The organism is Pseudomonas sp. EU05-FHT14B02, assembly GCF_058791055.1.
Map to the genome: position 1 here is coordinate 30,252 of NZ_JBYTDD010000002.1, position 24,554 is coordinate 54,805.

Here is a 24,554-nt window from a genome sequence, read left to right on the forward strand (position 1 = left end):
GCAAATAAGCGCGGCCATGTAGCCGCGCTTTTATTGCCGTCAAAGCAACACCCGAATCTCCTCCGGCAAAAACCGCACATACCGACTCGCCGGATGTGCGCTACACCGCTGCACAATCGAACGGACGCTGGCATTGAGCTTGGCAATCAGAGCCAGACGTTTCTCTTCCGGCAATTGAGTCGGTGAAAGCGAGTGGGTCAGGTAACTGCGGGTCCAGCTGAAAACCGAAAGCAGGTAACGCTTCCTACAACGCCCTTCACTTACATCTGAGCGACATGTTCATAAAGGAACGCGCGACTTCCAACATTTCCGCTGTTTTGCTGATGAGAACCGGTGCTATTTTCGGTAACGAAACTGTAACATTCGTATCCGCAGTCAAAACAAGAAATCTGGAGCTCTTGAATGTTTGCTTTCTTTCGTCCTGCCGCACATCAGGCTCCATTGCCTGAAGAAAAAATAGACAGCACCTACCGACGCCTTCGCTGGCAGATTTTCGCCGGCATTTTCATTGGCTATGCCGGTTACTACCTGCTGCGCAAGAACTTCTCCCTGGCCATGCCGTATCTGATCGATGAGGGCTACTCCCGTGGCCAGCTGGGTCTGGCGATGTCCGCCATCGCGATTGCCTACGGTCTGTCGAAGTTTCTCATGGGCCTGGTGTCCGACCGCTCCAACCCACGCTTCTTCCTGCCATTCGGTCTTCTGGTGTCGGCTGGGGTGATGTTCATTTTCGGTTTCGCGCCCTGGGCGACGTCCAGCGTGACCATGATGTTCATTTTGCTGTTCATCAACGGCTGGGCGCAGGGTATGGGTTGGCCGCCGAGTGGCCGGACCATGGTGCACTGGTGGTCGCAGAAGGAACGTGGCGGCGTGGTGTCCGTCTGGAACGTGGCGCACAACGTCGGCGGTGGCCTGATCGGCCCGTTGTTCCTGATCGGCATGGGGCTGTTCAATGACTGGCACGCCGCGTTCTACGTACCGGCAGCCGTGGCGCTGGCAGTAGCGGTGTTCGCCTTTGTGACCATGCGCGACACCCCGCAATCGGTTGGCCTGCCGCCGATCGAGCAATACAAGAACGACTACCCGGAAGGCTACGACGCCAGCCACGAAGAGGAATTCAGCGCCAAGGAAATCTTCGTCAAATACGTGCTGCGCAACAAAATGCTCTGGTACATCGCCTTGGCCAACGTCTTTGTCTATCTGCTGCGCTACGGCGTGCTGGACTGGGCACCGACCTACCTCAAGGAAGCCAAGGGTTTCACGGTGGATAAAACCTCGTGGGCGTACTTCTTCTACGAGTGGGCAGGTATCCCGGGCACGCTGCTGTGCGGCTGGATGTCGGACAAGATCTTCCGTGGCAACCGTGGCCTGACCGGCATGGTGTTCATGGCGTTGGTGACGGTCGCGACGCTGGTTTACTGGCTCAACCCGGCCGGCAATCCGATGGTCGACATGATCGCGCTGCTGTCCATTGGCTTCCTGATCTACGGCCCGGTGATGCTGATCGGCCTGCAGGCGCTGGAACTGGCACCGAAGAAAGCTGCCGGTACGGCGGCGGGCTTTACCGGTCTGTTCGGTTACTTGGGCGGTTCGGTCGCGGCCAGTGCAGCGATGGGCTACACCGTGGACCATTTCGGTTGGGACGGCGGTTTCGTGCTGCTGGTCGGTGCCTGCCTGTTGGCGATGGCCTTCCTGGCCCCAACACTACGGCACAAACAAATCGCCAGTCAGGGCCGCGAAGCACTCGCTTGATCGGCCTTTGATTTACAGCGCTTGAGCCGCGCCTCCAGATTCCGGTCTGGCATGGCGTGGCTGCGCAGGGCGTGCGCGGTCTGCTCGACATAATCGCGAGTGGTGCCGTAGCGCCCGCAGGCGTTTTCGAACACATGGCTCAGCACATGGTCCGGCAAGTTACCGGCATAGCTGGGCAGGTGTCGCTCCAGCACAAAGCCCAATGCCTGAACCTGGCTGCCATCGTCGAGGCGGCAGTTGAGCCAGTGCGGGCGGTAGGAAGGGAAAGGCATCTCGCGCTGCCACAGTGCGTAGAGCGAGGCTTCGAGTTGCTCTTCGGGCAAGCGATAGGCGAAACCGCTGCAAGAACCGCCGCGATCCAGGCCAAACACCAGGCCGGGCATTTCCGGTGTGCCGCGATGTTCGTGGGACCACAGGTACAACCCGCGATGGTAGCCATGCACCCGGCCGCGAACCCGCTCAACCGCCGTGCATTCAGGGCGCCAGATCAGCGAACCATACGCAAACAACCAGACCGGCCCACCTTTGTGGCGCGCCATGGTCGATTGCATCGAGCTGAGCAGTTGTTCGTGAGTAAGCTGCGGCCCCAGATCGAGCCGCGGAGGGTAAGCCAGATTCAAAAAAGCAGATTCAATGGCGCTCATGGCGAATAGCGTTCAGCTCCCCGCGGGTGAAGAATTACTTAATAGAACGCACGGCTGTAACAATAAGGCACATAAGTTTTAAGGCAATTTAAACGCAATGGCACCGTTCTTAATGAATTGCCTGGACAGCATATAACCTACCGACATTTATAAAAAATAATAAATGCCGATTGGCTATATGTGGAGTTATATACCTGTAGGAGCGAGCCTGCTCGCGATGGAATCAAGAACGCTGCGGGTAGCCTGACTGCCCGAGTAATCGTTAACAACCATTGCGAGCAGGCTCGCTCCTACAGGGTGGACGGGGCAGATCAAGACCGCGGCGCGTACGCAAACACATCGGCGCGCATTTGATGAGCATCCATTCCCGCTTCCACCAGCGCATCCAGCGTGCCGTAGACCATGGCCGGAGAGCCACTGGCGTACACGTGTAGCGGCTTGAGGTCAGGGAAGTCTTCACAGACCGCTTCATGCAACATGCCGCACCGCCCTTCCCAACCGCATTGATCGCTGACGACCTTGTGCAGGAACAGGTTGGGCAACTTCAGCCATTCGTCCCAATGCTCTATTTGATAAAAATCCTCAGGACGACGCACACCCCAATACAGATGCACCGGGTGCTTGAAACCCGAGGCCCGGCAATGCTCGATCAGACTGTGGATCTGGCCCATACCGGTACCCGCGGCGATCAGCACGAGAGAACCTTCCGGCAACTCCTCCAGGTGGGTATCGCCGAACGGCAATTCGACCCGCACCATACTGTTGCGCTGGAGCTGTTCGATCAGGCTCAACGCACTGGATTCGCGCGCCAGTACGTGGATTTCCAGGTCGCGCCCCGCATGCGGTGCCGAGGCGAGGGAGAATGCGGACTTTTCGCCGTTCTCCCGTTCGATCATCAGGTACTGGCCAGCGTGGTAGCGCGGCGGTTTGCCAGCCGGAGCCCGCAGACGCACGCGCCAGGTGTCGCCGCCCACCTCCTTGCACTCAATGACCTGACACGACACGCTGCGCACCGGCAGTTCTCCCAGCGCGAGCACGCCATCCCACAGCACGATGCAGTCTTCCAGCGGCTCCGCTATGCAAGTGTAGAACTCGCCATGGTCACGCACATTGCCAGCCTGCTCGACCCGGCCTTCCACCAGCAGCGCCGCACAAACGTGGCAATTGCCGTTGCGGCAGCTTTGCGGGCATTCGTAGCCCAGACGTCGTGCGCCATCGAGAATCCGCTCGCCGGGCAATATCTCAAGTACTGCTCCGGAGGGCTGCAAGGTTACACGCATCAATCTATTCCTAACTGATTCCAGATGGCATCGATCCGCTGGGTCACGGCATCATCCTTGACGATGACCCGGCCCCATTCGCGAGTAGTTTCGCCCGGCCATTTATGCGTGGCATCGAGGCCCATTTTCGTCCCCAGGCCGGAAACCGGCGAGGCGAAGTCGAGGTAGTCGATCGGCGTGTTGTCGATCATCACGGTGTCGCGCTTGGGGTCCATGCGCGTGGTGATGGCCCAGATCACGTCGCTCCAGTCCCGGGCGTTGATATCGTCGTCGGTGACGATAACGAACTTGGTGTACATGAACTGTCGCAAAAACGACCAGACACCCAGCATTACCCGCTTGGCGTGGCCCGGATACGACTTTTTCATGGTCACGATGGCCATGCGGTACGAGCAACCTTCGGGCGGCAGGTAGAAATCGGTGATCTCCGGGAACTGCTTCTGCAGGATCGGCACGAACACTTCGTTCAATGCCACGCCGAGGATTGCCGGCTCATCCGGCGGACGGCCGGTGTAGGTACTGTGGTAGATCGGCTTGATCCGATGGGTAATGCGCTCGACGGTGAACACCGGGAAGCTGTCGACTTCGTTGTAGTAACCGGTGTGGTCGCCGTATGGGCCTTCATCGGCCATCTCGCCCGGATGGATCACGCCTTCGAGGATGATTTCGGCGGTGGCCGGCACTTGCAGATCGTTGCCGCGGCACTTCACCAACTCAGTGCGGTTACCGCGCAAGAGGCCTGCGAAGGCGTATTCGGAAAGGCTGTCGGGCACCGGGGTCACGGCACCGAGGATAGTCGCCGGGTCAGCGCCCAGGGCCACGGAAACCGGGAACGGCTGGCCCGGATGCTTTTCGCACCACTCGCGGTAATCCAGCGCGCCGCCACGGTGGCTCAGCCAGCGCATGATGACCTTGTTGCGACCGATCACTTGCTGACGGTAGATGCCGAGGTTCTGGCGATCCTTGTTTGGGCCTTTGGTGACGGTCAGCCCCCAAGTGATCAGCGGACCGACGTCGCCCGGCCAACAGGTCTGCACCGGCAGCATGGCCAGGTCGACGTCGTCGCCTTCGATGACCACTTCCTGGCACACCGCGTCCTTGACGACTTTCGGCGCCATCGAAATGATCTTGCGGAATATCGGCAGCTTGGACCAGGCATCCTTCAAGCCTTTCGGCGGCTCGGGCTCCTTGAGGAACGCCAGCAGCTTGCCGATTTCGCGCAGCTCGCTGACCGATTCGGCACCCATGCCCATGGCGACCCGCTCGGGGGTGCCGAACAGGTTGCCGAGCACCGGGATGTCATAGCCTGTCGGCTTTTCGAACAACAGCGCCGGGCCTTTGGCACGCAGCGTGCGATCACACACCTCGGTCATCTCCAGCACTGGAGAGACGGGGATCTGGATGCGTTTCAACTCTCCGCGCTGCTCAAGCTGCTGCACGAAATCCCGAAGATCCTTGAATTTCATTGATGATGGCACCCGTAAAATAGGCGTACATCCTACCTGCTCTGCCGGCCGCTGGCAGCTTATCGCTGCTTATCTGGATGCATTCACCTGCGGTTTCCCCGGGTTTGCCCCGGCTTGCAGACTGACAAACAGCGGTTCCAGGATCGGCGCCACCCATCGCGCGCCGACTTCCGAGAGGTGATTGTCATCGGTGTACAACGAGTAGCCGCCGCGTTCGGCGCGGCACAGGCCGCTGGCATCACACAGTCTTGGCGCCGGGTCCACGACCTGTACCGCCGAGTCTTGGGCCAGTTGTGCGAACAAATGACTGATGAATGCCTGGCGCCTGTGGTGCTCTGCGAGCGCCAGCCCGACATCGTCGACCGGATGGTCCAGCATTGCCAGACGCGTGAGGCGATACGGAGGGCTGAAGGCCTGCAACGGCACCTCTTTTACCAGCCAGACCCGATGCCCGCCGGCACGCAATTGCGCGACTCGTGCACGCAAGCCATCGGCCAGGCGTTGTTCGGCACTGGCACGCTCGTAATGCCCGTCAGCGCTTTTCAGAGCGTGACCCAGATCGCCTTTGCCGTCGCCATAGAGGTACAGGCTCCAGTGCGCGACCAACACCACATCGCTGACGGCTTGCGGCTTCAGGGCCTGTTCAACGCGTCGATTGAACCGCGCACAACGCGCATCGTGCTCCAGGCCTTCGACAGGCAAACAACCAGCAGAACTGGCAAGCATAACGTTGACGCCGTGGGCCTTGGCACCCTCGTCGAAAACCGGAATCAACGCCGTGGCATGGCTATCGCCCCAGACAAGCGCTGGGGGCAGGCGGTTTTGCGCGCCATATAGGCAAAACAACTTGTCATCCGGCGTCTTGTCATCGGCCAGACAGGCCATCAGTTCCGGCCGCCATTCGCGAGCCTTGGCATATTGCAGGGCCTGTTCAGACAGACGCCACGGCAAGCCGTCGGTCCATCGCAAGGCCTGCCCGGCCAGGCCTAGCACCAGGACACCGCAGGCGCCAGCGAGCAGGATCTGCCGGCGCCCGGCTAGCAGGCGACGCTCACGAAACGGGGTTTCGACGAACGTCCAAGACAGATAACCCAACAACAGCGTCAGCAGAATCAACCCGGCACTGTCGAAAACACTCGGCTCACCGACGCTGGCATAGCTGGAAAATACGAACACCGGCCAGTGCCACAGGTACCAGGAATACGAAACCAGCCCGAGGCCGACCATTATCCTGCTGCTCAAAAACTGACCAATCCAGGTTTCACGATGACCGTTGGCCAGAATCAGCAGCACCACACCCAGCACCGGCAGCAACGCCGCAACACCCGGGAATGGCGTGGCCTTGTCATAACCGAACACCACCAACAGAATCAGCAACATACCGAGCAGGCTCAGCCACTGCGCTGCCATCGGCTTGAGACGCCATGCAGACTTGGGCGCTACCGCCAGCATCGCACCGGCCAATAGCTCCCACGCACGCATAGGCAACAGGAAGAAAGCTTTTTCCGGATGATGGGCGACAGCCCACACGCTCAAGCCAAAGGACAGCAGCAATACACTGAACAGCGCCAGTCTCCAACGCTTGAGACGACTCGACAGCAGTGTCAGCAGCAACGGGAAGACGATGTAAAACTGCTCCTCCACCGCCAGCGACCAGGTGTGCAGCAGGGGCTTGAGATCGGAGGCGACATCGAAATAGCCGTCCTGGCGCATGAACAGGATGTTGGAGACGAACATCACCTGGTAACGCACCGATCGCCCCAGCTCTTCGTAATCCTTCGGTGCCAGCAAAAACCAGCCGACCGCCAGCACCGCAATGATCATCGCGAACAACGCCGGCAAAATCCGCCGCGCACGCCGGGCCCAGAAATCGACGAAGCTGAATTGCCCGGCCTGGCGCTGATTCCAGATGATCGACGTGATCAGGTAACCGGAAATCACGAAAAACACGTCCACGCCGACAAAGCCGCCGGTAAACCCAGGAACGCCAAAGTGAAACAGCACGACGGCGATCACCGCCACTGCGCGCAAGCCGTCGATATCCCTTCGATAAGCCAGTGAGCTCATAAACATTAAACCGGTCAGATCGTTATTTTCAGCGCGCTTGAGCATCGCACCCCCCCCCCGGAGATGACTGCAAACGCGGCTGGTTGAAGTGCTAACCAACTGACCTTGGCCAATCAAAAACCTCCCATGGCCCAGGCAAAAAAAAGGCGCCCCACCGGGGCGCCATTCTCTTGAACTCAACGGGCGATGTTACTTGCGCTTCATCGACAGGAAGAATTCGTCGTTGGTCTTGGTCGTTTTCAGCTTGTCGACCAGGAACTCGATGGCTGCAATTTCATCCATCGGGTGCAGCAGCTTGCGCAGAATCCACATGCGCTGCAGTTCGTCGTCGGCAGTCAGCAACTCTTCGCGGCGGGTGCCGGAACGGTTGATGTTGATGGCCGGGAACACGCGTTTTTCAGCGATGCGGCGATCCAGAGGCAGCTCCATGTTGCCGGTGCCTTTGAATTCCTCGTAGATCACTTCGTCCATCTTCGAGCCGGTTTCAACCAGCGCGGTGGCGATGATGGTCAGCGAGCCGCCTTCTTCAATGTTCCGCGCGGCGCCGAAGAAACGCTTCGGTTTCTCCAGGGCGTGAGCATCGACACCACCGGTCAGTACCTTGCCGGAGCTCGGGATCACGGTGTTGTAGGCGCGGGCCAGACGAGTGATGGAGTCGAGCAGGATCACCACGTCTTTCTTGTGCTCGACCAGGCGTTTGGCCTTCTCGATCACCATTTCGGCAACCTGCACGTGACGGGTTGGCGGCTCGTCGAAGGTCGAGGCAACCACTTCACCGCGCACGGTGCGCTGCATTTCGGTTACTTCTTCCGGACGTTCGTCGATCAGCAGCACGATCAGGTGAACTTCAGGGTTGTTACGCGCGATGTTCGCGGCAATGTTCTGCAGCATGATCGTCTTGCCGGCTTTCGGCGGTGCAACGATCAGACCGCGCTGGCCTTTACCGATCGGGGCGCACAGGTCGATGACACGACCGGTCAAGTCTTCGGTGGAACCGTTACCGGCTTCCATCTTCATGCGCACGGTCGGGAACAGCGGGGTCAGGTTCTCGAAGAGAATCTTGTTCTTCGCGTTTTCCGGACGGTCGAAGTTGATCGTGTCGACCTTGAGCAGCGCGAAATAACGCTCGCCTTCCTTTGGAGGGCGGATCTTGCCAACGATGGTGTCACCGGTGCGCAAGTTGAAACGACGGATCTGGCTCGGCGAGACGTAGATATCGTCTGGACCTGCGAGATAGGAAGCGTCAGCGGAGCGCAGGAAGCCGAAGCCGTCCTGGAGAATCTCCAGCACGCCATCACCGGAGATTTCCTCACCGCTTTTCGCGTGCTTCTTGAGCAGGGAGAAAATCACGTCCTGCTTGCGCGAACGGGCCATATTTTCTATGCCCATCTGTTCGGCCAATTCGAGCAGTTCGGTAATCGGCTTTTGCTTGAGTTCAGTCAGATTCATATAGGAATGACGTAATCATTTATGGAGGGGGGAAATTAAGCTTTTGGCTTAATGAGGCCGCGCCGCGGAGAAGGCGACAGGATCGCGTACTTATTCGAAAAGGAGTGCGTCGGCGACGGCTAGCAGGGGGCAATGGAGAAACCAGTGCGGGGCCGAATGTACCATCTGAGTTTAGGAGCGTCTAGCCCTGAATACGCAAAAAGCCCCGCTATTTGCGGGGCTTTTTGCGGACACTTTGCAACGACGCTTAGATGTTGGCGTCGAGGAAGGCAGCCAGTTGCGACTTCGACAGTGCGCCGACCTTGGTCGCTTCAACGTTGCCGTTCTTGAACAGCATCAGGGTCGGGATACCGCGCACGCCGTGCTTGGCCGGGGTTTCCTGGTTTTCGTCGATGTTCAGCTTGGCAACGGTCAGCTTGCCTTTGTAAGTCTCGGCAATCTCGTCCAGAACAGGAGCGATCATTTTGCAAGGGCCGCACCATTCAGCCCAGTAATCGACCAGTACAGCGCCTTCGGCCTTGAGTACGTCGGCCTCGAAGCTAGCATCGCTAACGTGTTTGATAAGATCGCTGCTCATGGAATTCTCCAGGTTGTAAGCAAAAAAACGTGGCCCATCATAGCGGCCCTTCCCCCGTTCAGGAAGGTGCAGATGATTGAGTCTCGCTATGGTGATCCATGAGTTTGGGTATAGCTCAAGTCATGAAGTGGCGGGAGCGATGAACGCTATCCCGGTGCGCAACGCGGCGTTACGTACGTGCTCTTGCATGGCCTTTTGCGCGGCGCCAGACGCTCGGCGAGCCAGCGCACGAAGGATTTTTCGGTGTTCCTGCCAGGTTTCCATGGCCCGCTCGACCCGGATGAACGGTAGCTTCTGGCTTTCCAGGAAGATGTCGGCGCTGGCGGTCAGGATGCTCAGCATCGCCTGATTGCCGCTGGCCAGCAGGATGCGGCGGTGGAATTCGAAATCCAGGCGGGCCGCGGCTTCGAAGTCGCCGGACTTCAGCTCATCGCGCATGGCGGCGACATTGTCTTCCAGCGCATCGAGTTCGTCGGTGCTCAAGGTTACGGCCGCCAACCCCGCAGCAAAACCTTCCAGCGCATAGCGCAACTGAAAGATGTCCAACGGCGAAGCCTGCGCCGCGAACGGCCAGCCCGGCGCCGCATCGCCCCGCGGTAGCTCCACGGGCGATTGCACGAATACGCCTTTGCCCGGCTGGATACTGATGATCCCCAGCGCACTCAACGATGACAATGCCTCGCGCAACGACGCCCGACTGACCCCCAATTGCACCGCCAGGTCCCGTTGCGAGGGCAAAGCATCCCCCGGCCCGAAGCCCTGTTCGGTAATCAGTTTGCGGATGGCTTGCAGCGCCACTTCAGGTACGGCGCGGGAGATCGAGTTCATGGTTTTCCAGACGAACCAGGCCAATGTGCGCTCAGTTGTAAAGCTATTCGCGACGTCCGGCAAGTCGTGCCCCATGGGGGTTCGAAGATTTTCACGGCTGCGCCATCGGGGTGCGAAAAGCAACCTGACTGTTCAGACCAGTAAGACCGTGCGACGCCAGCAAAACCGTGCCCTTGCGTCCTCAAAACCCCATGTTGGCATGGCCCATGCTCTGTCGATCCGCAGAAATCACTTCTTGCCGATCCGGAGATTTGCCATGACTCAGCGTTACAGCGCCCTCCTCGCAGCCTTGTTCGCCAGCCTGATGCTGAGCCAGGCACCCGCCCACGCCGATGGTCTGGAGGATGTGGTCAAGCGCGGCGTCCTCAAGGTGGCCGTGCCCCAGGACTTCCCACCATTCGGCTCGGTCGGCCCGGACATGAAACCCCGCGGCCTCGATATCGACACCGCGAAACTGCTGGCCGACCAGCTAAAGGTCAAACTCGAACTGACGCCGGTCAACAGCACCAACCGCATCCCGTTCCTCACCACCGGCAAGGTCGACCTGGTGATTTCCAGCCTCGGAAAGAACCCGGAGCGCGAAAAAGTCATCGACTTCTCCCGCGCCTACGCGCCGTTCTACCTTGCCGTGTTCGGTCCGCCAGACGCCGACATCAAGGGCTTGGACGATCTCAAGGGCAAGACCATCAGCGTCACCCGTGGTGCCATCGAAGATATCGAGCTGACCAAGGTCGCCCCCGAAGGCGTGACCATCAAGCGTTTCGAAGACAACAACTCGACCATTGCCGCGTACCTGGCCGGGCAAGTCGACCTGATCGCCAGCGGCAACGTGGTGATGGTCGCCATCAGCGAGAAGAGCCCGAAACGCGTGCCAGCGCTGAAAGTGAAGCTCAAGGACTCACCGGTCTACGTGGGCGTGAACAAGAACGAGTCGGCGCTGCTGGACAAGGTTAACCAGATTCTTGTGACCGCCAAGAGCGACGGCGCGCTGGAAAAGAACGCCCTGACCTGGCTGAAAGAACCGCTGCCGGCCGATCTCTGATTCGGCGCGCTGGAGACGTTTTATGGCTTATCAGTTCGATTTCCTGCCGGTGGTGAACAACACCGATCTGTTGCTGCGCGGTGCGTTGTTCACCCTTGAGCTGACCGCCATCGGCGCTGTGCTCGGCGTGGGGCTGGGCATCGTCGGGGCGCTGGTGCGGGCGTGGAACATCCGGCCTTTCGCGGGGATTTTCGCGGTCTACGTCGAGTTGATCCGCAACACGCCATTTCTGGTGCAGTTGTTTTTCATCTTCTTCGGCTTGCCGTCCCTGGGGGTACAGATTTCCGAATGGCAGGCGGCGGTACTGGCGATGGTCATCAACCTCGGCGCCTATTCCACCGAGATCATCCGCGCCGGCATCCAGGCGATCCCTCGGGGTCAGCTGGAAGCCGCAGCGGCACTGGCGATGACACGATTCGAAGCGTTCCGTCATGTGGTGCTGCTGCCGGCACTGGGCAAAGTCTGGCCGGCCCTGAGCAGCCAGATCATCATCGTGATGCTCGGCTCGGCGGTGTGTTCGCAAATCGCGACGGAGGAGCTGAGCTTCGCCGCCAACTTCATTCAGTCGCGCAACTTCCGCGCCTTTGAAACCTACGCCCTGACCACACTGCTGTACCTGTGCATGGCGCTGCTGATCCGCCAGTTGCTGAACTGGCTTGGCCACCGCTTCATCGCAAGGAGCAACCGATGAGCGACTTCACTTTCTGGGACGTCGTGCGCAACCTGCTCATGGGCCTGCAATGGACGCTGGCGCTGTCGCTGGTGGCGTTCATTGGCGGCGGACTGATTGGCTTACTGATCATGGTCATGCGCATCTCGAAAAAGTCCCTGCCGCGCAGTTTCGCCCGCACTTACATCGAACTGTTTCAGGGCACACCGCTATTGATGCAGCTGTTCCTGGTGTTTTTCGGCGTGGCGTTGGCCGGGATCGAAATTTCGCCGTGGATGGCCGCGGCGATTGCGCTGACGCTGTTCACCAGTGCTTATCTGGCGGAGATCTGGCGCGGTTGCGTCGATTCAATTCCCAACGGTCAGTGGGAAGCCTCATCGAGCCTGGCGCTGAACCCACTGGAACAATTGCGCTATGTGATCCTGCCCCAGGCCCTGCGCATTGCAGTGGCGCCGACAGTGGGGTTTTCGGTGCAAGTGGTCAAAGGCACCGCCGTCACCTCGATCATCGGCTTCACCGAGCTGACCAAGACCGGCGGCATGCTCGCCAACGCCACCTTCGAACCGTTCATGGTCTACGGCCTCGTCGCCCTCGGCTACTTCCTGCTCTGCTACCCCTTGTCGCTCAGTGCGCGATACCTGGAAAGGAGACTGCATGCCTCTGCTTAGAATTTCCGCCCTGCATAAATACTATGGCGATCACCATGTGCTCAAAGGCATCGACCTGAGCATCGAGGAAGGCCAGGTGGTGGCGATCATCGGCCGTAGTGGCTCGGGCAAGTCCACCTTGCTACGCACCCTCAACGGCCTGGAGTCAATCAACGACGGAGTGATCGAAGTCGACGGCGAGTACCTCGACGCCGCCCGCGCCGACCTGCGCAGCCTGCGGCAGAAAGTCGGCATGGTGTTCCAACAGTTCAATCTGTTCCCGCACCTGACCGTGGGCGAAAACGTCATGCTCGCGCCGCAAGTGGTGCAAAAAGTGCCGAAAGCCAGGGCCGCCGAACTGGCGCGGCAGATGCTGGAAAGGGTCGGGTTGGGGGAAAAGTTCGGTGCCTTCCCTGATCGGCTGTCGGGCGGGCAGCAACAGCGGGTAGCGATTGCCCGGGCACTGGCGATGTCGCCGAAGGTTTTGCTATGTGACGAAATCACCTCGGCACTGGACCCGGAACTGGTCAACGAAGTGCTGAGCGTGGTCCGACAACTGGCCAGGGAAGGCATGACGCTGATCATGGTCACCCACGAAATGCGCTTCGCCCGGGAGGTTGGGGATAAGTTGGTGTTCATGCACCAAGGCAAGGTGCATGAGGTTGGGGATCCGAAAGTACTGTTCGCCAACCCGCAGACGGCGGAGCTGGCGAATTTCATCGGGACGGTTGAAGCTGTGGGCTGACAGAGCTTCAGCGCAAGCGAGGCCGTCATCGCGAGCAAGCTCGCGATTGACCGCGAAGCGGTCACCGGTTTTCATGCACTGGATCAAGGCTTTGAACACTGCGCGTTGGCGCCAGCCTTTGATCGTGGCACGATGTCGAGGTTATCGACCGAGACCCCTGACCATGCCGCAATCCAAAGCCAAGAATCTGTCCCTGATCGCCGCAATCGACCTGGGCTCCAACAGTTTTCACATGGTCGTGGCCAAGGCCCAGAACGGCGAGATCCGTATTCTCGAGCGTCTCGGGGAGAAGGTTCAGCTGGCCGCCGGCATCGACGAAGAGCGCCACCTCAACGAAGAATCGATGCAACGCGGGCTCGATTGCCTCAAGCGTTTCGCCCAACTGATCAGCGGTATGCCCACCGGCGCCGTGCGAATCGTGGGCACCAACGCCTTGCGTGAAGCCCGCAACCGCGCCGAATTCATCCGTCGCGCCGAAGAAATTCTCGGCCATCCGGTGGAAGTCATTTCCGGTCGTGAAGAAGCGCGCCTGATCTATCTCGGCGTATCCCACACCCTCGCCGACACCCCGGGCAAGCGCCTGGTGGCCGACATCGGTGGCGGCAGTACCGAATTCATCATTGGCCAGCGCTTCGAACCGCTACTGCGCGAAAGCCTGCAGATGGGTTGCGTCAGCTACACCCAGCGATATTTCAAGGACGGCAAGATTACCCCGGCCCGTTACGCCCAGGCATACACGGCAGCACGGTTGGAGATCATGAGCATCGAGCATGCCCTGCATCGTCTGACCTGGGATGAAGCCATCGGCTCCTCGGGTACCATCCGCGCCATCGGCCTGGCGCTGAAGGCTGGCGGCTACGGCACCGGTGAGGTCAACGCCGAGGGCCTGGCCTGGCTCAAGCGCAAACTGATCAAGCTGGGCGACGTCGAAAAAATCGATTTCGAAGGTATCAAGCCGGATCGCCGGGCGATCTTTCCGGCGGGCCTGGCGATCCTCGAAGCGATCTTCGACTCCCTGGAACTGCAACGTATGGACCACTGCGAAGGTGCCCTGCGCGAAGGCGTGCTCTATGACCTGCTGGGCCGCCATCATCACGAAGACGTGCGCGAACGCACCCTTACTTCGCTGATGGAGCGCTACCACGTCGATCAGGAACAGGCAGTACGGGTCGAGCGCAAGGCGCTGCATGCGTTCGATCAGGTGGCCGAGGACTGGGATCTGGAAGACGGCGTCTGGCGCGAACTGCTCGGCTGGGCGGCCAAGGTCCACGAGGTGGGCCTGGACATCGCGCACTACCAGTACCACAAGCACGGCGCCTACCTGATCGAGCACTCGGACCTCGCCGGGTTCTCCCGTGAAGACCAGTTGATGCTCGCACTGTTGGTACGCGGCCACCGACGCAACATTCCCAAGGACAAGTTCGCCGATTTCGGCGATGACGGCATCAAGCTGATTCGCCTGTGCGTACTGCTGCGCTTTGCGATCCTGTTCCACCACATCCGTGGCACCCAGCAAATGCCCCAGGTGGAACTGAATGCCCATGGCAACAGCCTGGAAGTGGTGTTCCCGGAGAACTGGCTGGACGAAAACCAGCTGACCCAGGCCGACTTCGAAATCGAAGCGCAATGGCTGACCCGGGTCGACATCGTGTTGAGCGCTCGCTGACCCCTGCCACTGTAGGAGCGAGCTCGCTCGCGAAAAACTGGCAGGCGACGCTTTTTTCCAGGCAGCACGCGTCATCGTTCACGCCCATCGCGAGCGAGCTCGCTCCTACAGGGATCGGCGGTGTAAACAAAAATGGCGATCCGCAGGGATCGCCATTTTTTATACCTCGCCCGCGTTACCGAACAGCCAGGATCGGACTGCCCAAACGCTCCAGCAATGTCGCCTGGGCGCTGCGCGGGTTCTGGTTGCCGGTCGGAGTGTTACGGATGTAACGGCCATCCGACTGCAGGCTCCAACTGTGGGTGTTATCGGTCAGATACAACTCCAGCTCTTTCTTGACCCGCATGATCAGCTTCTTGCCCTCCACCGGGAAGCAAGTCTCGACGCGCTTGTCGAGGTTGCGTTCCATCCAGTCGGCACTGGACAGGAACATCTGCTCGTCGCCACCGTTGAGGAAATAGAAGACCCGGGTGTGTTCCAGGAAGCGGCCGATGATCGAACGCACGTGGATGTTGTGGGAAACCCCGGCGATGCCCGGTCGCAGGCAGCACATGCCACGCACCACCAGATCGATGCGCACGCCCGACTGGCTAGCCTTGTACAGTGCACGGATGATCTTCGGATCGGTCAGCGAGTTGAACTTGGCAATGATGTGCGCCGGTTTGCCATCGAGGGCGAACTGGGTTTCGCGGGCAATCATGTCAAGCATGCCCTTTTTCAGGGTGAACGGCGCGTGCAGCAGCTTCTTCATACGCAGCGTCTTACCCATGCCGATCAACTGGCTGAACAGTTTGCCGACGTCTTCGCACAAGGCGTCGTCGGAGGTCAGCAGGCTGTAGTCGGTATACAGACGGGCGTTGCCGGCGTGGTAGTTGCCCGTGCCCAAGTGCGCGTAACGCACGATCTCGCCCGCTTCGCGGCGCAGGATCAGCATCATCTTGGCGTGGGTCTTGAAGCCAACCACACCGTAGATCACCACCGCACCGGCCGCTTGCAGGCGGCTGGCCAGTTGCAGGTTGGACTCTTCGTCGAACCGTGCGCGCAGTTCGATCACCGCGGTGACCTCTTTGCCGTTACGCGCCGCATCCACCAGCGCATCGACGATTTCCGAGTTCGCGCCGGAGCGGTACAGGGTCTGGCGCACCGCCAGCACGTGCGGATCCTTGGCGGCCTGGCGCAGCAGATCGACCACCGGAGTGAATGACTCGAACGGGTGCAGCAACAGGATGTCCTGCTTGCTGATCACGTTGAAAATGTTCTCGCTGTTCTGCAACAGTTTTGGAATCTGCGGGGTGAACGGCAGGTATTGCAGCTCGCGCTGGCTGTCCAGGCCGGTAATGCTGAACAGCCGCGTCAGGTTCACCGGACCGTTGACCTGATACAACTCCGTCTCGCTCAGGTTGAATTGCTTGAGCAGGTAGTCGGACAGGTGTTTCGGGCAGGTGTCGGCCACTTCCAGACGCACCGCATCGCCATAGCGACGGGAGAACAGTTCGCCGCGCAAGGCACGGGCCAGGTCTTCGACGTCTTCGGAGTCCAGCGCCAGGTCGGCGTTACGGGTCAGGCGGAACTGGTAGCACCCCTTAACCTTCATCCCCTGGAACAGGTCATCGGCGTGAGCGTGGATCATCGACGACAGGAACACATAGTTGTCGCCAGCGCCGCCGACTTCTTCCGGCACCTTGATGATGCGCGGCAACAGGCGTGGTGCCGGGATGATCGCCAGACCGGAATCGCGGCCAAAAGCGTCGATGCCTTCGAGCTCGACGATGAAGTTCAAGCTCTTGTTCACCAGCAACGGGAACGGGTGCGTCGGGTCCAGGCCGATCGGGGTGATGATCGGCGCGATCTCGTCACGGAAATAGCGACGAACCCAGGTCTTGAGCTTGGTCGTCCAGTTACGGCGACGGATGAAGCGGACCTGATGCTTTTCCAGTTCCGGCAACAGGATGTCGTTGAGGATCGCGTACTGGCGATCGACGTGACCATGGACCAGCTCGCTGATGCGGGCCAGGGCCTGATGCGGTTGCAGACCATCGGCGCCGGCCTGTTCACGGGCGAAGGTGATCTGCTTCTTGAGGCCGGCGACACGAATTTCGAAGAACTCGTCCAGGTTGCTGGAGAAGATCAGCAGAAACTTCAGCCGCTCCAGCAATGGATAGGACTCGTCCAGCGCCTGCTCCAGCACGCGGATGTTGAACTGCAGTTGCGAGAGTTCGCGGTGGATGTACAGGCTGCTGTCATCCAGGCCGGGAATGGCCAGCGCTGGCGCTGTCACGGCGGTTTCGACGACCGCCACGGGCAGGGCTGGCTCCAGCTCCGGCGGGGTCTCGTCGACTTGCTCCACCACAGGTTGAGCGTCTTTTACGGCAACTTCAGTGAGCACTTCGGTATTCATCGAATGTTCCTGGGAGGGCTATTTTTGCTCTCGTAACAATTGAGCGGCACGAACGGCGAAGTACGTCAGGATGCCATCAGCCCCTGCACGTTTGAAAGCGGTCAGGGACTCGAGGATAACCCCTTCGCCCAACCAGCCATTCTGGATCGCCGCCATGTGCATGGCGTATTCGCCGCTGACTTGATAAACAAAAGTCGGCACTTTGAATTCTTCTTTTACCCGGCACAGGATGTCCAGGTACGGCATGCCTGGCTTAACCATGACCATGTCTGCACCTTCAGACAAGTCCGCCGCCACTTCGTGCAGGGCTTCGTTGCTGTTGGCCGGGTCCATCTGATAGGAGGCCTTGTTGGCCTTGCCCAGATTCAGCGCCGAACCGACCGCATCACGGAACGGGCCATAATAGGCACTGGCGTACTTGGCCGAGTAGGCCATGATCCGCACGTTGACGTGACCGGCCACTTCTAGAGCTTCGCGGATCGCCTGGATGCGACCGTCCATCATGTCCGATGGGGCCACGACCTGAGCGCCGGCCTCAGCGTGGGACAGGGCTTGCCTGACCAGTGCGTCGACGGTGATGTCGTTCTGCACATAGCCTTCTTCATCAAGAATGCCGTCCTGGCCATGGGTGGTGAACGGGTCCAGGGCAACGTCGGTGATCACGCCCAGCTCCGGGAATTGCGCACGCAGCGCACGGGTCGCGCGCTGGGCGATGCCTTGCGGATTCCACGCTTCGGCGGCGTCCAGGGACTTGAGTTCCGCTGGCGTCACCGGGAACAGTGCCAGCGCCGGTATCCCCAGTTCGACCCACTTGGCCGCCTCTTCCAGCAACAAATCGATGGTCAGGCGTTCGACACCCGGCATCGAAGCCACCGCTTCGCGACGGTTTTCACCGTCCAGTACGAACACCGGCAGGATCAGGTCATCGACGGTCAGGACGTTTTCACGGACCAGACGACGCGAGAAGTCGTCACGACGGTTGCGGCGCAGGCGGGTTGCAGGGAACAAACGGTTGGCGGGGGTAAAGCTCACGGCAGACTCCTGAGCCCGCGCTTACGGGCGAGCGTGACAGTTATAAGCGGCCATTATGACGAACGTATTACAGTTGTGTGCACCCCTGTGACAGGTAGCCGCATTCCATTGTCGTTGTAGGAAATGTTCACGTCGAGACACATTTGGACACTTTCCTGAATGTGTCCGAAGGGTTAGGCTGCGCGTTCATTTCGCCAGCACCCAGACAATGCTCCAACAATTTCTGCATGACTTCGGCTACTTTGCCCTTTTTCTAGGCACGTTCTTCGAAGGCGAAACCATCCTGGTACTCGCGGGCTTCCTCGCGTTCCGTGGATACATGGACATCAACCTGGTGGTGGTCGTGGCCTTCTTCGGCAGCTATGCCGGCGACCAACTGTGGTATTTCCTGGGCCGCAAACACGGCCGCAAGCTCCTGGCGCGCAAACCCCGCTGGCAGATGATGGGTGACCGGGCGCTGGAACATATTCGCAAGCATCCGGACATCTGGGTATTGAGCTTCCGCTTCGTCTACGGTTTGCGCACGGTCATGCCGGTGGCCATCGGGCTGTCGGGCTATCCGCCGGGCCGTTACCTGTTGCTCAACGGCATTGGCGCAGCGATCTGGGCCACAGCCCTGGCGGCGGCCGCGTACCATTTCGGTGCGGTGCTCGAAGGCATGCTCGGCAGTGTGAAGAAGTATGAACTCTGGGTGCTCGGTGCGCTGCTGGTCCTGGGCTTCGTGCTGTGGCTGCGTCGGCGCTTCAAAAATGCCCGCCTGGCCAAGCAGGTCTACGCCGACGAACAAGCCCTGAAGGCCGAACGAACCAAGGCCGAAGGCCCTACGACGCCAGCCGAGTGATGCGGTTTCTGCAACAGTAGAGACCGATGCCGCTCAACAGACTGTAACTGAACAGGCCGACCCAGCCCACGGCGCTGGCCGGCCACAGCCCCACCATCGGCGCCAGCCATACCAATGGCAGATTCGACGCCAGCCGCACCAGCTCCAGCTTCAACGCCCATGGGCGATTCTCCAGAGCCACGCCCAGCACAAACAGACCGAACGCCACCGCTCCCCAGCCCAACGCCAGGGCGCCGACGGGCAGCTTCGGTTCAAGATTCATCAAGTAACTGCCCAGCGCGATATAGACGCAGAACTGCAAGAGGATGTAGAGCTGCTGACGCCCGTCCAGCGCCACCTCGAATTTGCGAAACTGGCTCAGGTCCGGCTTGTTCATCGGGTATCTGGCAGCCACCTCCGCCGGGCGCCAGCCGGTGCGCATGAACCAGATCCGCAGCTTGTCCCAGGTGCTTTCGGCACGACGCGCATCTGCCCACAACTGCGCGTAGAACTGCACGTTCGCCCACACGGGGTTCCAGCTCGCCAGTGGCGTGGTCACGCCGAAGATCACCGGCTCGTTGTCGTCTTCTTCCTGGAACGAGCCGAACAGACGGTCCCAAATAATGAACACGCCGCCGTAGTTGCGATCCATGTAGAGAGCGTTCTGTGCATGGTGAGCCCGATGATTGGACGGTGTGACAAAGAACCATTCGAACCAGCCAAGCTTGGGAATGTGCCGCGTGTGCACCCAGAACTGGTACAGCAGGTTCAGCGCCGCGACGCTGACGAACACCAGCAGCGGCACGCCGGAGATCGCCATCGGCAGATAGAAGATCCAGCCCAGCAGGAAGCCGGTACTGGTCTGGCGCAAGGCCGTGGACAGGTTGTAGTCCTCGCTCTGGTGATGGACCGAATGGGCGGCCCAGAGGATGTTGCGCTCGTGACCCATGCGATGCAGCCAGTAGTAGCAAAAATCGTAGAAAACAAAGGCAAACACCCAGGTCCAGATGCTGTCGGCCGACAACTCGAACAACGCCAAGTGCCTGAGGGCAAAGGCGTAGGTCACCAGCCCCACACCCTTGGTCAACAGACCCGTGGTGGTCGACAGCACGCCGGTGCTGATGCTGTTGATCGCGTCCGCCACCCGATAATTGCTCACCCCGCGCCAACGGTCGGCCAGCAACTCGGCGGCGATCAGCACAAAGAAAAACGGCACCGCATACAGAATGAAGTCCATGACGCACCCTGATCGGAATCTTGAGGACAGATGCTATGTGCAGCCGTGAATTAACCCTATGGCAACGCGGGACAAATTAGTGGACATTTAACGCCATGAATCTGGAGAAAAGCCCATGAGCAAAAAAGTTGCAGTGATCCTTTCCGGTTGTGGCGTGTACGACGGCGCCGAGCTCCACGAGAGCGTCATCACCCTGCTGCGCCTGGACCAGCGCGGAGCCCAGGTGCAGTGCTTCGCACCTGACATCGCGCAGTTGCATGTGATCAACCACCTGACCGGCGAAGAAATGCCTGAATCGCGCAACGTGCTGGTGGAGTCGGCGCGGATTGCCAGAGGCAACATCAAGGATATCCGAGACGCGAACGTCGATGAGTTCGATGCGCTGATCGTGCCCGGCGGCTTCGGCTCGGCCAAGAACCTGTCCAGCTTCGCCATCGAAGGTGCCGCCTGCACCGTTCAACCGGATGTCCTGGCACTGACCGAAGCCTTTGCCGAGGCCGGCAAACCGGTGGGGTTGATGTGCATCTCCCCTGCCCTGGCGGCAAAGATCTACGGCCCCGGCGTCACCTGCACCATAGGCAACGACACCGACACGGCAGCTGCGATGAACAAGATGGGCGCGACCCATACCGATTGCGCGGTCAGTGACATCGTCGAGGACAAGGCGCGCAAACTGGTGAGCACACCGGCTTACATGCTGGCGCAATCGATCAGTGAAGCGGCTTCAGGCATCAACAAACTGGTAGACCGGGTACTGGAACTGACCCACGAAAACGACGCCTGACACCCTCCAAAACTGTGGGAGCGAGCTTGCTCGCGATGGGGCCAGCACATTCAACATCGATGTTGTCTGTAAGTCCGCTATCGCGAGCAAGCTCGCTCCCACAGGGTTCGCCACTGGTCTTAAGAACTGCGTGCCAAACGTGTGAGAATCCGGTCCAGCGCATTGGCAAACGCCTGCTTCTCACGGTCGCCAAAGGGTGCCGGGCCACCGCCCATTTGCCCTTGTTCGCGCAAATCGGTGAACAGGTTGCGAACCGCAAGCCGCTCGCCCATGTTCTGCGCATCAAACTCCTTGCCCCGTGGGTCGAGCGCTGCCACGCCCTTCTTCACCAGACGATCGGCCAGCGGCACATCGCTGCAGATCACCAGCTCACCAGGCACCGCGTGTTCCACCAGGTAGTCATCGGCCGCATCCGGGCCGCTCGGCACCACGATCAGCTTGACCAGTGCCAGCCCCGGTTTGGTCTGCGGCTGCCCGGCCACCAGCACCACTTCGAACTGGCGCTTGAGAGCGAACTTCACCACCAGATCCTTGGCTGCCCGAGGACAGGCGTCGGCATCGATCCACACACGCATTGAATATTCCTCTATTGAAAAGCATCGCGGGCAAGCCACGCTCCCACAGGTTAACGCGAAACCTGTGGGAGCGTGGCTTGCCCGCGAAAGTGAGCGAAGCGATTGCCGTTTAAGAAACCTGCACCCGCTGCCTCTCAACCACCCGGCTACGACCGTACAACACGACAATCGAAATGATCGCCACAGCCTGGGCGCTCAACGAATAGGCATCGGCATGGATCCCCAGCCATTCAAAGTCAAAGAACGGCACCGGCCGCGTACCGAAGATCCCGGCTTCCTGCAGCGCTTTCACGCCGTGCCCGGCAAACACCACCGACAAGGCGCACAAAAGACCGGCGTTGATGCTGAAGAACAACGCCAGCGGCAACTTCGCCGAACCGCGCAAAATCACCCAGGCCAGGCCGACCAGCAGCACCAGTGCCGTGGCCCCACCGGCCAGCACCGCGTTGTGCCCCGCGGGACCTGCCTGCAACCACAGGGTTTCGTAGAACAGGATCACTTCGAACAGTTCGCGATACACCGAGAAGAACGCCAGGGTCGCAAAACCGAAACGCCCGCCACCGCCCACCAGGCTGGTCTTGATGTAATCCTGCCAGGCCGCGGCGTGACGACGGTCATGCATCCACACGCCCAGCCACAGCACCATGACGCTGGCAAACAACGCCGTCGCACCTTCCAGCAATTCGCGTTGGGAACCGCTGACATCAATCACATAGGCTGCCAGCGCCCAGGTGCCCAGCCCCGCCACAAACGCCAGGCCCCAGCCGACGTTAACGCTGCGCACCGCCGCCTGTTGATCCGTGTTACGCAGGAAAGCAAGGATCGCCGCCAGCACCAGAATCGCTTCCAGACCTTCGCGCAGCAGAATCAGCAGGCCGGAAATGTAACTCAGCGACCAGCTCAAACCCTCGTTGCCCAACAGGCCGGCCGATGCCTTCAACTTGTCCTTGGCCACGTCCAGGCGCTGCTCGACCTCGCTCACCGGCAAGCCGTCCTGCAACGACTGACGGTAGGCCATCAGGGATTTTTCAGTGTCTTTACGCACGTTGGCGTCAATGTTATCCAGCGAGCTCTCAACCAGCTCGAAGCCTTCCAGATACGCCGCTACCGATAAGTCATAAGCCTGATCATGCTCACCGGCACGATACGCCGCGATGCTCTTGTCCAAAGTGGCCGCAGTGTAGTCGAGCAGTTGCGCCGGGCCACGCTTGACCTGTGGCGGCTGTGCCCGCTGGTCACGGAAGGTTGCGGCGGCTTGCGGGCCTTCGACGGCCTGTACTTCGGCCGGGGTCTGACGAGCGAGGTCGGCGATGTTGTAGGTCTTTTCAGCCTTGGCCGTCGCCGGGCCGACACTGAAGCTGGCGATATAGGTGGCCAGGTCCCAACGCTGACGATCATCCAGTTGATCGGCAAAGGCCGGCATGTCAGTCCCTTCGACACCCAGGCCCAAGGTGCTGTAGATCGCGTAGAGGCTCAGTCGGTCCAGTCGTGTGGTATCACGCAGATTGGATGGCGGCGGCGCCATGCCGACACCTGCCGGGCCGTCGCCGGCCCCTGTATCGCCATGGCAGACTGAGCAATGCTGAGCGTACAGCGGCGCACCACGCACCGGGTCCGGCGTAATGACCGGGGCCTGACTGACTTCATAGGCCACGGCCAGCTTCGCACCCAGTTGCCGGGCCTGGCGCGCGACGTCGGCGCCGTCCTGATGGGCGTCAATGGAATTTCCCAGCGTGGCCAGGCTCTGCTCCAGAGCGGCTTTTTCCGGCTTGGCCGGCATGGCTGCAATCAGACTTCCCAGCGTCTTGACCGAGTCTTGCTGCACGCGAAATCCGGTCTGGTTCTTGATGCTGCCCGCCTGCACCGTGTCCGGGTAATCCGCGCCGATGTAATCGAGCAAGTGCAGCGCCTGCGGCGCACCTTCGGCGGGAGCGGCCAGTAGCTGAAAACTGCACGCAGCCAACAGCGGCAGCAACAGCCAGGCCAGGAAACGGGAGGGGGCAATCATGAATGAATCTCAATTGGAAATACGAAGTTACATATTGTTAACGCCAGACGGGTTTCGCTCAAGCTTTGTTGATATCTCTTCGTAATTGCATCAGTTTCGAGAGCGGCTCCTCCAAACAAAAAAGGCGACCTCCAGGGTCGCCTTTTTTGTATATCGCCGTTTTACACAGCAGCTTTGCGCAACGTCGCCATGAACGCCGCCGCCCCGATGAACAGCCCGGCAAAGGTCCGGTTCATGCGCTTTTGCTGTTTCGGTGTGCGCAACAGACGCAGCACTTTGGACGCCAGACCGGTGTAGCCGGCCATGACGATCAGGTCGACGCAAACCATGGTTACACCGATTATCAGATACTGAATCAGCAGTGGCGCATGGGGGTCGATGAACTGTGGCAACACCGCCAGCATGAACACCAATGCCTTGGGGTTGCTGATGTTGACCAGAAAACCACGGAACACCAGGGCCATCGGCTTGCCGATCTGGCGCAGCGCCGCGTCATCGCTCATATCGCTGGGCAGCGCACGCCATTGCTTGATCGCGAGGTAAACCAGATACGCCACGCCAAACCATTTGATGGCGTAGAAGGCCGTGGCCGACGCCGTGAGAATGGCGCCGACACCGGCGCCGACGATGGCGATCTGCAAAGCCAGGCCCAGTTGCAGGCCCAAAGCATTCCAGTAGCCGCGCCAGAAACCGTATTGCAAGCCGCTGGACATCGACGCAATGGCGCCGGCACCGGGGGACAGGCTAATCACCCAGCAGGCGGCAAAAAACGCCAGCCATGTTTGAAGCTCCATTGCACACCTCGACTCAGACTCGTGACAGATGTCTAAGCTAATGCGGCTTTGATTGGATGACTACCGATTTTTT

The 24,554-nt window shown here is 60.0% G+C and carries 21 protein-coding genes; 8 read left to right on the plus strand and 13 right to left on the minus strand.

What is annotated here, in order from left to right; translation table 11 throughout:
- The first annotated feature begins 402 nt into the window (after window positions 1-402).
- A complete protein-coding gene (glpT, locus tag AC3WTM_RS02075) occupies window positions 403-1,752 on the plus strand; it encodes a glycerol-3-phosphate transporter (RefSeq protein ID WP_008048696.1) in 1,350 nt (449 codons plus the stop codon).
- Here glpT and AC3WTM_RS02080 read toward each other — a convergent pair.
- From AC3WTM_RS02080 to AC3WTM_RS02110, 7 genes are all read right to left on the minus strand, one after another.
- The gene (locus tag AC3WTM_RS02080; protein ID WP_090452075.1) at window positions 1,728-2,396 is read right to left on the minus strand and encodes a gamma-glutamylcyclotransferase; all 669 of its coding nucleotides are present in this window, start codon (window positions 2,394-2,396) and stop codon (window positions 1,728-1,730) included. The two genes, glpT and AC3WTM_RS02080, sit on opposite strands and share 25 nt — an antisense overlap.
- 311 nt (window positions 2,397-2,707) lie before the next feature.
- Window positions 2,708-3,676, minus strand: a complete 969-nt coding sequence (locus AC3WTM_RS02085) for a CDP-6-deoxy-delta-3,4-glucoseen reductase (protein WP_090452076.1) — start codon at window positions 3,674-3,676, stop codon at window positions 2,708-2,710.
- On the minus strand, window positions 3,676-5,142 hold the full coding sequence (gene ubiD / locus AC3WTM_RS02090) for a 4-hydroxy-3-polyprenylbenzoate decarboxylase (protein WP_102669336.1): 1,467 nt from the start codon (window positions 5,140-5,142) through the stop codon (window positions 3,676-3,678). Before ubiD ends, AC3WTM_RS02085 begins: the two co-directional genes overlap by 1 nt.
- A gap of 69 nt (window positions 5,143-5,211) precedes the next feature.
- Window positions 5,212-7,209, minus strand: a complete 1,998-nt coding sequence (locus AC3WTM_RS02095) for an acyltransferase family protein (RefSeq protein WP_102669434.1) — start codon at window positions 7,207-7,209, stop codon at window positions 5,212-5,214.
- Between the two features lie 189 nt (window positions 7,210-7,398).
- Window positions 7,399-8,658 carry a transcription termination factor Rho gene (rho, locus tag AC3WTM_RS02100; RefSeq protein WP_057712815.1) on the minus strand — a complete coding sequence of 420 codons (1,260 nt, stop codon included), beginning with the start codon at window positions 8,656-8,658 and terminating at the stop codon, window positions 7,399-7,401.
- 247 nt (window positions 8,659-8,905) lie between these two features.
- Window positions 8,906-9,235, minus strand: coding sequence for a thioredoxin TrxA (gene trxA, locus AC3WTM_RS02105; RefSeq protein ID WP_003206727.1), 330 nt, complete (start codon window positions 9,233-9,235; stop codon window positions 8,906-8,908).
- Window positions 9,236-9,355: 120 nt separating this feature from the next.
- Window positions 9,356-10,063: a FadR/GntR family transcriptional regulator gene (locus tag AC3WTM_RS02110; protein ID WP_102669435.1), complete on the minus strand. Its 708-nt coding sequence runs from the start codon at window positions 10,061-10,063 to the stop codon at window positions 9,356-9,358.
- 256 nt (window positions 10,064-10,319) lie between these two features.
- Between AC3WTM_RS02110 and AC3WTM_RS02115 the strand changes: the two genes are divergently transcribed.
- From AC3WTM_RS02115 to ppx, 5 genes are all read left to right on the plus strand, one after another.
- Window positions 10,320-11,105: a transporter substrate-binding domain-containing protein gene (locus AC3WTM_RS02115; RefSeq protein WP_057712813.1), complete on the plus strand. Its 786-nt coding sequence runs from the start codon at window positions 10,320-10,322 to the stop codon at window positions 11,103-11,105.
- Window positions 11,106-11,127: 22 nt separating this feature from the next.
- Entirely contained in the window at window positions 11,128-11,796 is a 669-nt protein-coding gene (locus tag AC3WTM_RS02120; RefSeq protein ID WP_102669337.1) for an amino acid ABC transporter permease, read from the plus strand.
- Window positions 11,793-12,443 (plus strand): amino acid ABC transporter permease, encoded by a 651-nt coding sequence (locus AC3WTM_RS02125; RefSeq protein ID WP_102669338.1) that lies wholly within the window; start codon window positions 11,793-11,795, stop codon window positions 12,441-12,443. Before AC3WTM_RS02120 ends, AC3WTM_RS02125 begins: the two co-directional genes overlap by 4 nt.
- Entirely contained in the window at window positions 12,430-13,167 is a 738-nt protein-coding gene (locus tag AC3WTM_RS02130; protein WP_102669339.1) for an amino acid ABC transporter ATP-binding protein, read from the plus strand. Before AC3WTM_RS02125 ends, AC3WTM_RS02130 begins: the two co-directional genes overlap by 14 nt.
- 163 nt (window positions 13,168-13,330) lie before the next feature.
- Complete coding sequence (ppx, locus tag AC3WTM_RS02135; protein ID WP_102669340.1) at window positions 13,331-14,833, plus strand: exopolyphosphatase; 1,503 nt, start codon at window positions 13,331-13,333, stop codon at window positions 14,831-14,833.
- Between the two features lie 175 nt (window positions 14,834-15,008).
- Here the strand turns inward: ppx and ppk1 are convergent, their stop codons facing one another.
- Both ppk1 and hemB read right to left on the minus strand, forming a co-directional pair.
- The gene (ppk1, locus tag AC3WTM_RS02140) at window positions 15,009-17,231 is read right to left on the minus strand and encodes a polyphosphate kinase 1 (protein WP_102669341.1); all 2,223 of its coding nucleotides are present in this window, start codon (window positions 17,229-17,231) and stop codon (window positions 15,009-15,011) included.
- Window positions 17,232-17,249: 18 nt separating this feature from the next.
- Entirely contained in the window at window positions 17,250-18,263 is a 1,014-nt protein-coding gene (hemB, locus tag AC3WTM_RS02145; protein ID WP_102669342.1) for a porphobilinogen synthase, read from the minus strand.
- Between the two features lie 208 nt (window positions 18,264-18,471).
- On the opposite strand from hemB, the gene AC3WTM_RS02150 reads away from it, so the two are divergent.
- The gene (locus AC3WTM_RS02150) at window positions 18,472-19,104 is read left to right on the plus strand and encodes a DedA family protein (RefSeq protein WP_057712806.1); all 633 of its coding nucleotides are present in this window, start codon (window positions 18,472-18,474) and stop codon (window positions 19,102-19,104) included.
- Here the strand turns inward: AC3WTM_RS02150 and AC3WTM_RS02155 are convergent.
- Window positions 19,085-20,320 (minus strand): sterol desaturase family protein, encoded by a 1,236-nt coding sequence (locus tag AC3WTM_RS02155; protein WP_102669343.1) that lies wholly within the window; start codon window positions 20,318-20,320, stop codon window positions 19,085-19,087. The two genes, AC3WTM_RS02150 and AC3WTM_RS02155, sit on opposite strands and share 20 nt — an antisense overlap.
- Window positions 20,321-20,435: 115 nt before the next feature.
- On the opposite strand from AC3WTM_RS02155, the gene elbB reads away from it, so the two are divergent.
- The gene (gene elbB, locus AC3WTM_RS02160) at window positions 20,436-21,104 is read left to right on the plus strand and encodes an isoprenoid biosynthesis glyoxalase ElbB (RefSeq protein WP_057712804.1); all 669 of its coding nucleotides are present in this window, start codon (window positions 20,436-20,438) and stop codon (window positions 21,102-21,104) included.
- Between the two features lie 119 nt (window positions 21,105-21,223).
- On the opposite strand, the gene AC3WTM_RS02165 is transcribed toward elbB, so the two are convergent.
- The 3 genes from AC3WTM_RS02165 to rhtB form a co-directional block, all read right to left on the minus strand.
- Window positions 21,224-21,679, minus strand: coding sequence for a YaiI/YqxD family protein (locus tag AC3WTM_RS02165; RefSeq protein WP_090452091.1), 456 nt, complete (start codon window positions 21,677-21,679; stop codon window positions 21,224-21,226).
- A 109-nt stretch (window positions 21,680-21,788) separates the two neighbouring features.
- Window positions 21,789-23,687 carry a cytochrome c/FTR1 family iron permease gene (locus AC3WTM_RS02170; RefSeq protein ID WP_102669344.1) on the minus strand — a complete coding sequence of 633 codons (1,899 nt, stop codon included), beginning with the start codon at window positions 23,685-23,687 and terminating at the stop codon, window positions 21,789-21,791.
- Window positions 23,688-23,848: 161 nt separating this feature from the next.
- Window positions 23,849-24,481: a homoserine/homoserine lactone efflux protein gene (gene rhtB / locus AC3WTM_RS02175; protein WP_057712801.1), complete on the minus strand. Its 633-nt coding sequence runs from the start codon at window positions 24,479-24,481 to the stop codon at window positions 23,849-23,851.
- Between the last annotated feature and the right edge of the window lie 73 nt (window positions 24,482-24,554).

Bases quoted from the DNA above. Each gene is read 5' to 3' on its own strand.
- glpT (WP_008048696.1), top strand. From the start codon at position 403: ATGTTTGCTTTCTTTCGTCCTGCCGCACATCAGGCTCCATTGCCTGAA.
- AC3WTM_RS02080 (WP_090452075.1), bottom strand. From the start codon at position 2,396: ATGAGCGCCATTGAATCTGCTTTTTTGAATCTGGCTTACCCTCCGCGG.
- AC3WTM_RS02085 (WP_090452076.1), bottom strand. From the start codon at position 3,676: ATGCGTGTAACCTTGCAGCCCTCCGGAGCAGTACTTGAGATATTGCCC.
- ubiD (WP_102669336.1), bottom strand. From the start codon at position 5,142: ATGAAATTCAAGGATCTTCGGGATTTCGTGCAGCAGCTTGAGCAGCGC.
- AC3WTM_RS02095 (WP_102669434.1), bottom strand. From the start codon at position 7,209: ATGAGCTCACTGGCTTATCGAAGGGATATCGACGGCTTGCGCGCAGTG.
- rho (WP_057712815.1), bottom strand. From the start codon at position 8,658: ATGAATCTGACTGAACTCAAGCAAAAGCCGATTACCGAACTGCTCGAA.
- trxA (WP_003206727.1), bottom strand. From the start codon at position 9,235: ATGAGCAGCGATCTTATCAAACACGTTAGCGATGCTAGCTTCGAGGCC.
- AC3WTM_RS02110 (WP_102669435.1), bottom strand. From the start codon at position 10,063: ATGAACTCGATCTCCCGCGCCGTACCTGAAGTGGCGCTGCAAGCCATC.
- AC3WTM_RS02115 (WP_057712813.1), top strand. From the start codon at position 10,320: ATGACTCAGCGTTACAGCGCCCTCCTCGCAGCCTTGTTCGCCAGCCTG.
- AC3WTM_RS02120 (WP_102669337.1), top strand. From the start codon at position 11,128: ATGGCTTATCAGTTCGATTTCCTGCCGGTGGTGAACAACACCGATCTG.
- AC3WTM_RS02125 (WP_102669338.1), top strand. From the start codon at position 11,793: ATGAGCGACTTCACTTTCTGGGACGTCGTGCGCAACCTGCTCATGGGC.
- AC3WTM_RS02130 (WP_102669339.1), top strand. From the start codon at position 12,430: ATGCCTCTGCTTAGAATTTCCGCCCTGCATAAATACTATGGCGATCAC.
- ppx (WP_102669340.1), top strand. From the start codon at position 13,331: ATGCCGCAATCCAAAGCCAAGAATCTGTCCCTGATCGCCGCAATCGAC.
- ppk1 (WP_102669341.1), bottom strand. From the start codon at position 17,231: ATGAATACCGAAGTGCTCACTGAAGTTGCCGTAAAAGACGCTCAACCT.
- AC3WTM_RS02150 (WP_057712806.1), top strand. From the start codon at position 18,472: ATGCTCCAACAATTTCTGCATGACTTCGGCTACTTTGCCCTTTTTCTA.
- AC3WTM_RS02155 (WP_102669343.1), bottom strand. From the start codon at position 20,320: ATGGACTTCATTCTGTATGCGGTGCCGTTTTTCTTTGTGCTGATCGCC.
- elbB (WP_057712804.1), top strand. From the start codon at position 20,436: ATGAGCAAAAAAGTTGCAGTGATCCTTTCCGGTTGTGGCGTGTACGAC.
- AC3WTM_RS02165 (WP_090452091.1), bottom strand. From the start codon at position 21,679: ATGCGTGTGTGGATCGATGCCGACGCCTGTCCTCGGGCAGCCAAGGAT.
- AC3WTM_RS02170 (WP_102669344.1), bottom strand. From the start codon at position 23,687: ATGATTGCCCCCTCCCGTTTCCTGGCCTGGCTGTTGCTGCCGCTGTTG.
- rhtB (WP_057712801.1), bottom strand. From the start codon at position 24,481: ATGGAGCTTCAAACATGGCTGGCGTTTTTTGCCGCCTGCTGGGTGATT.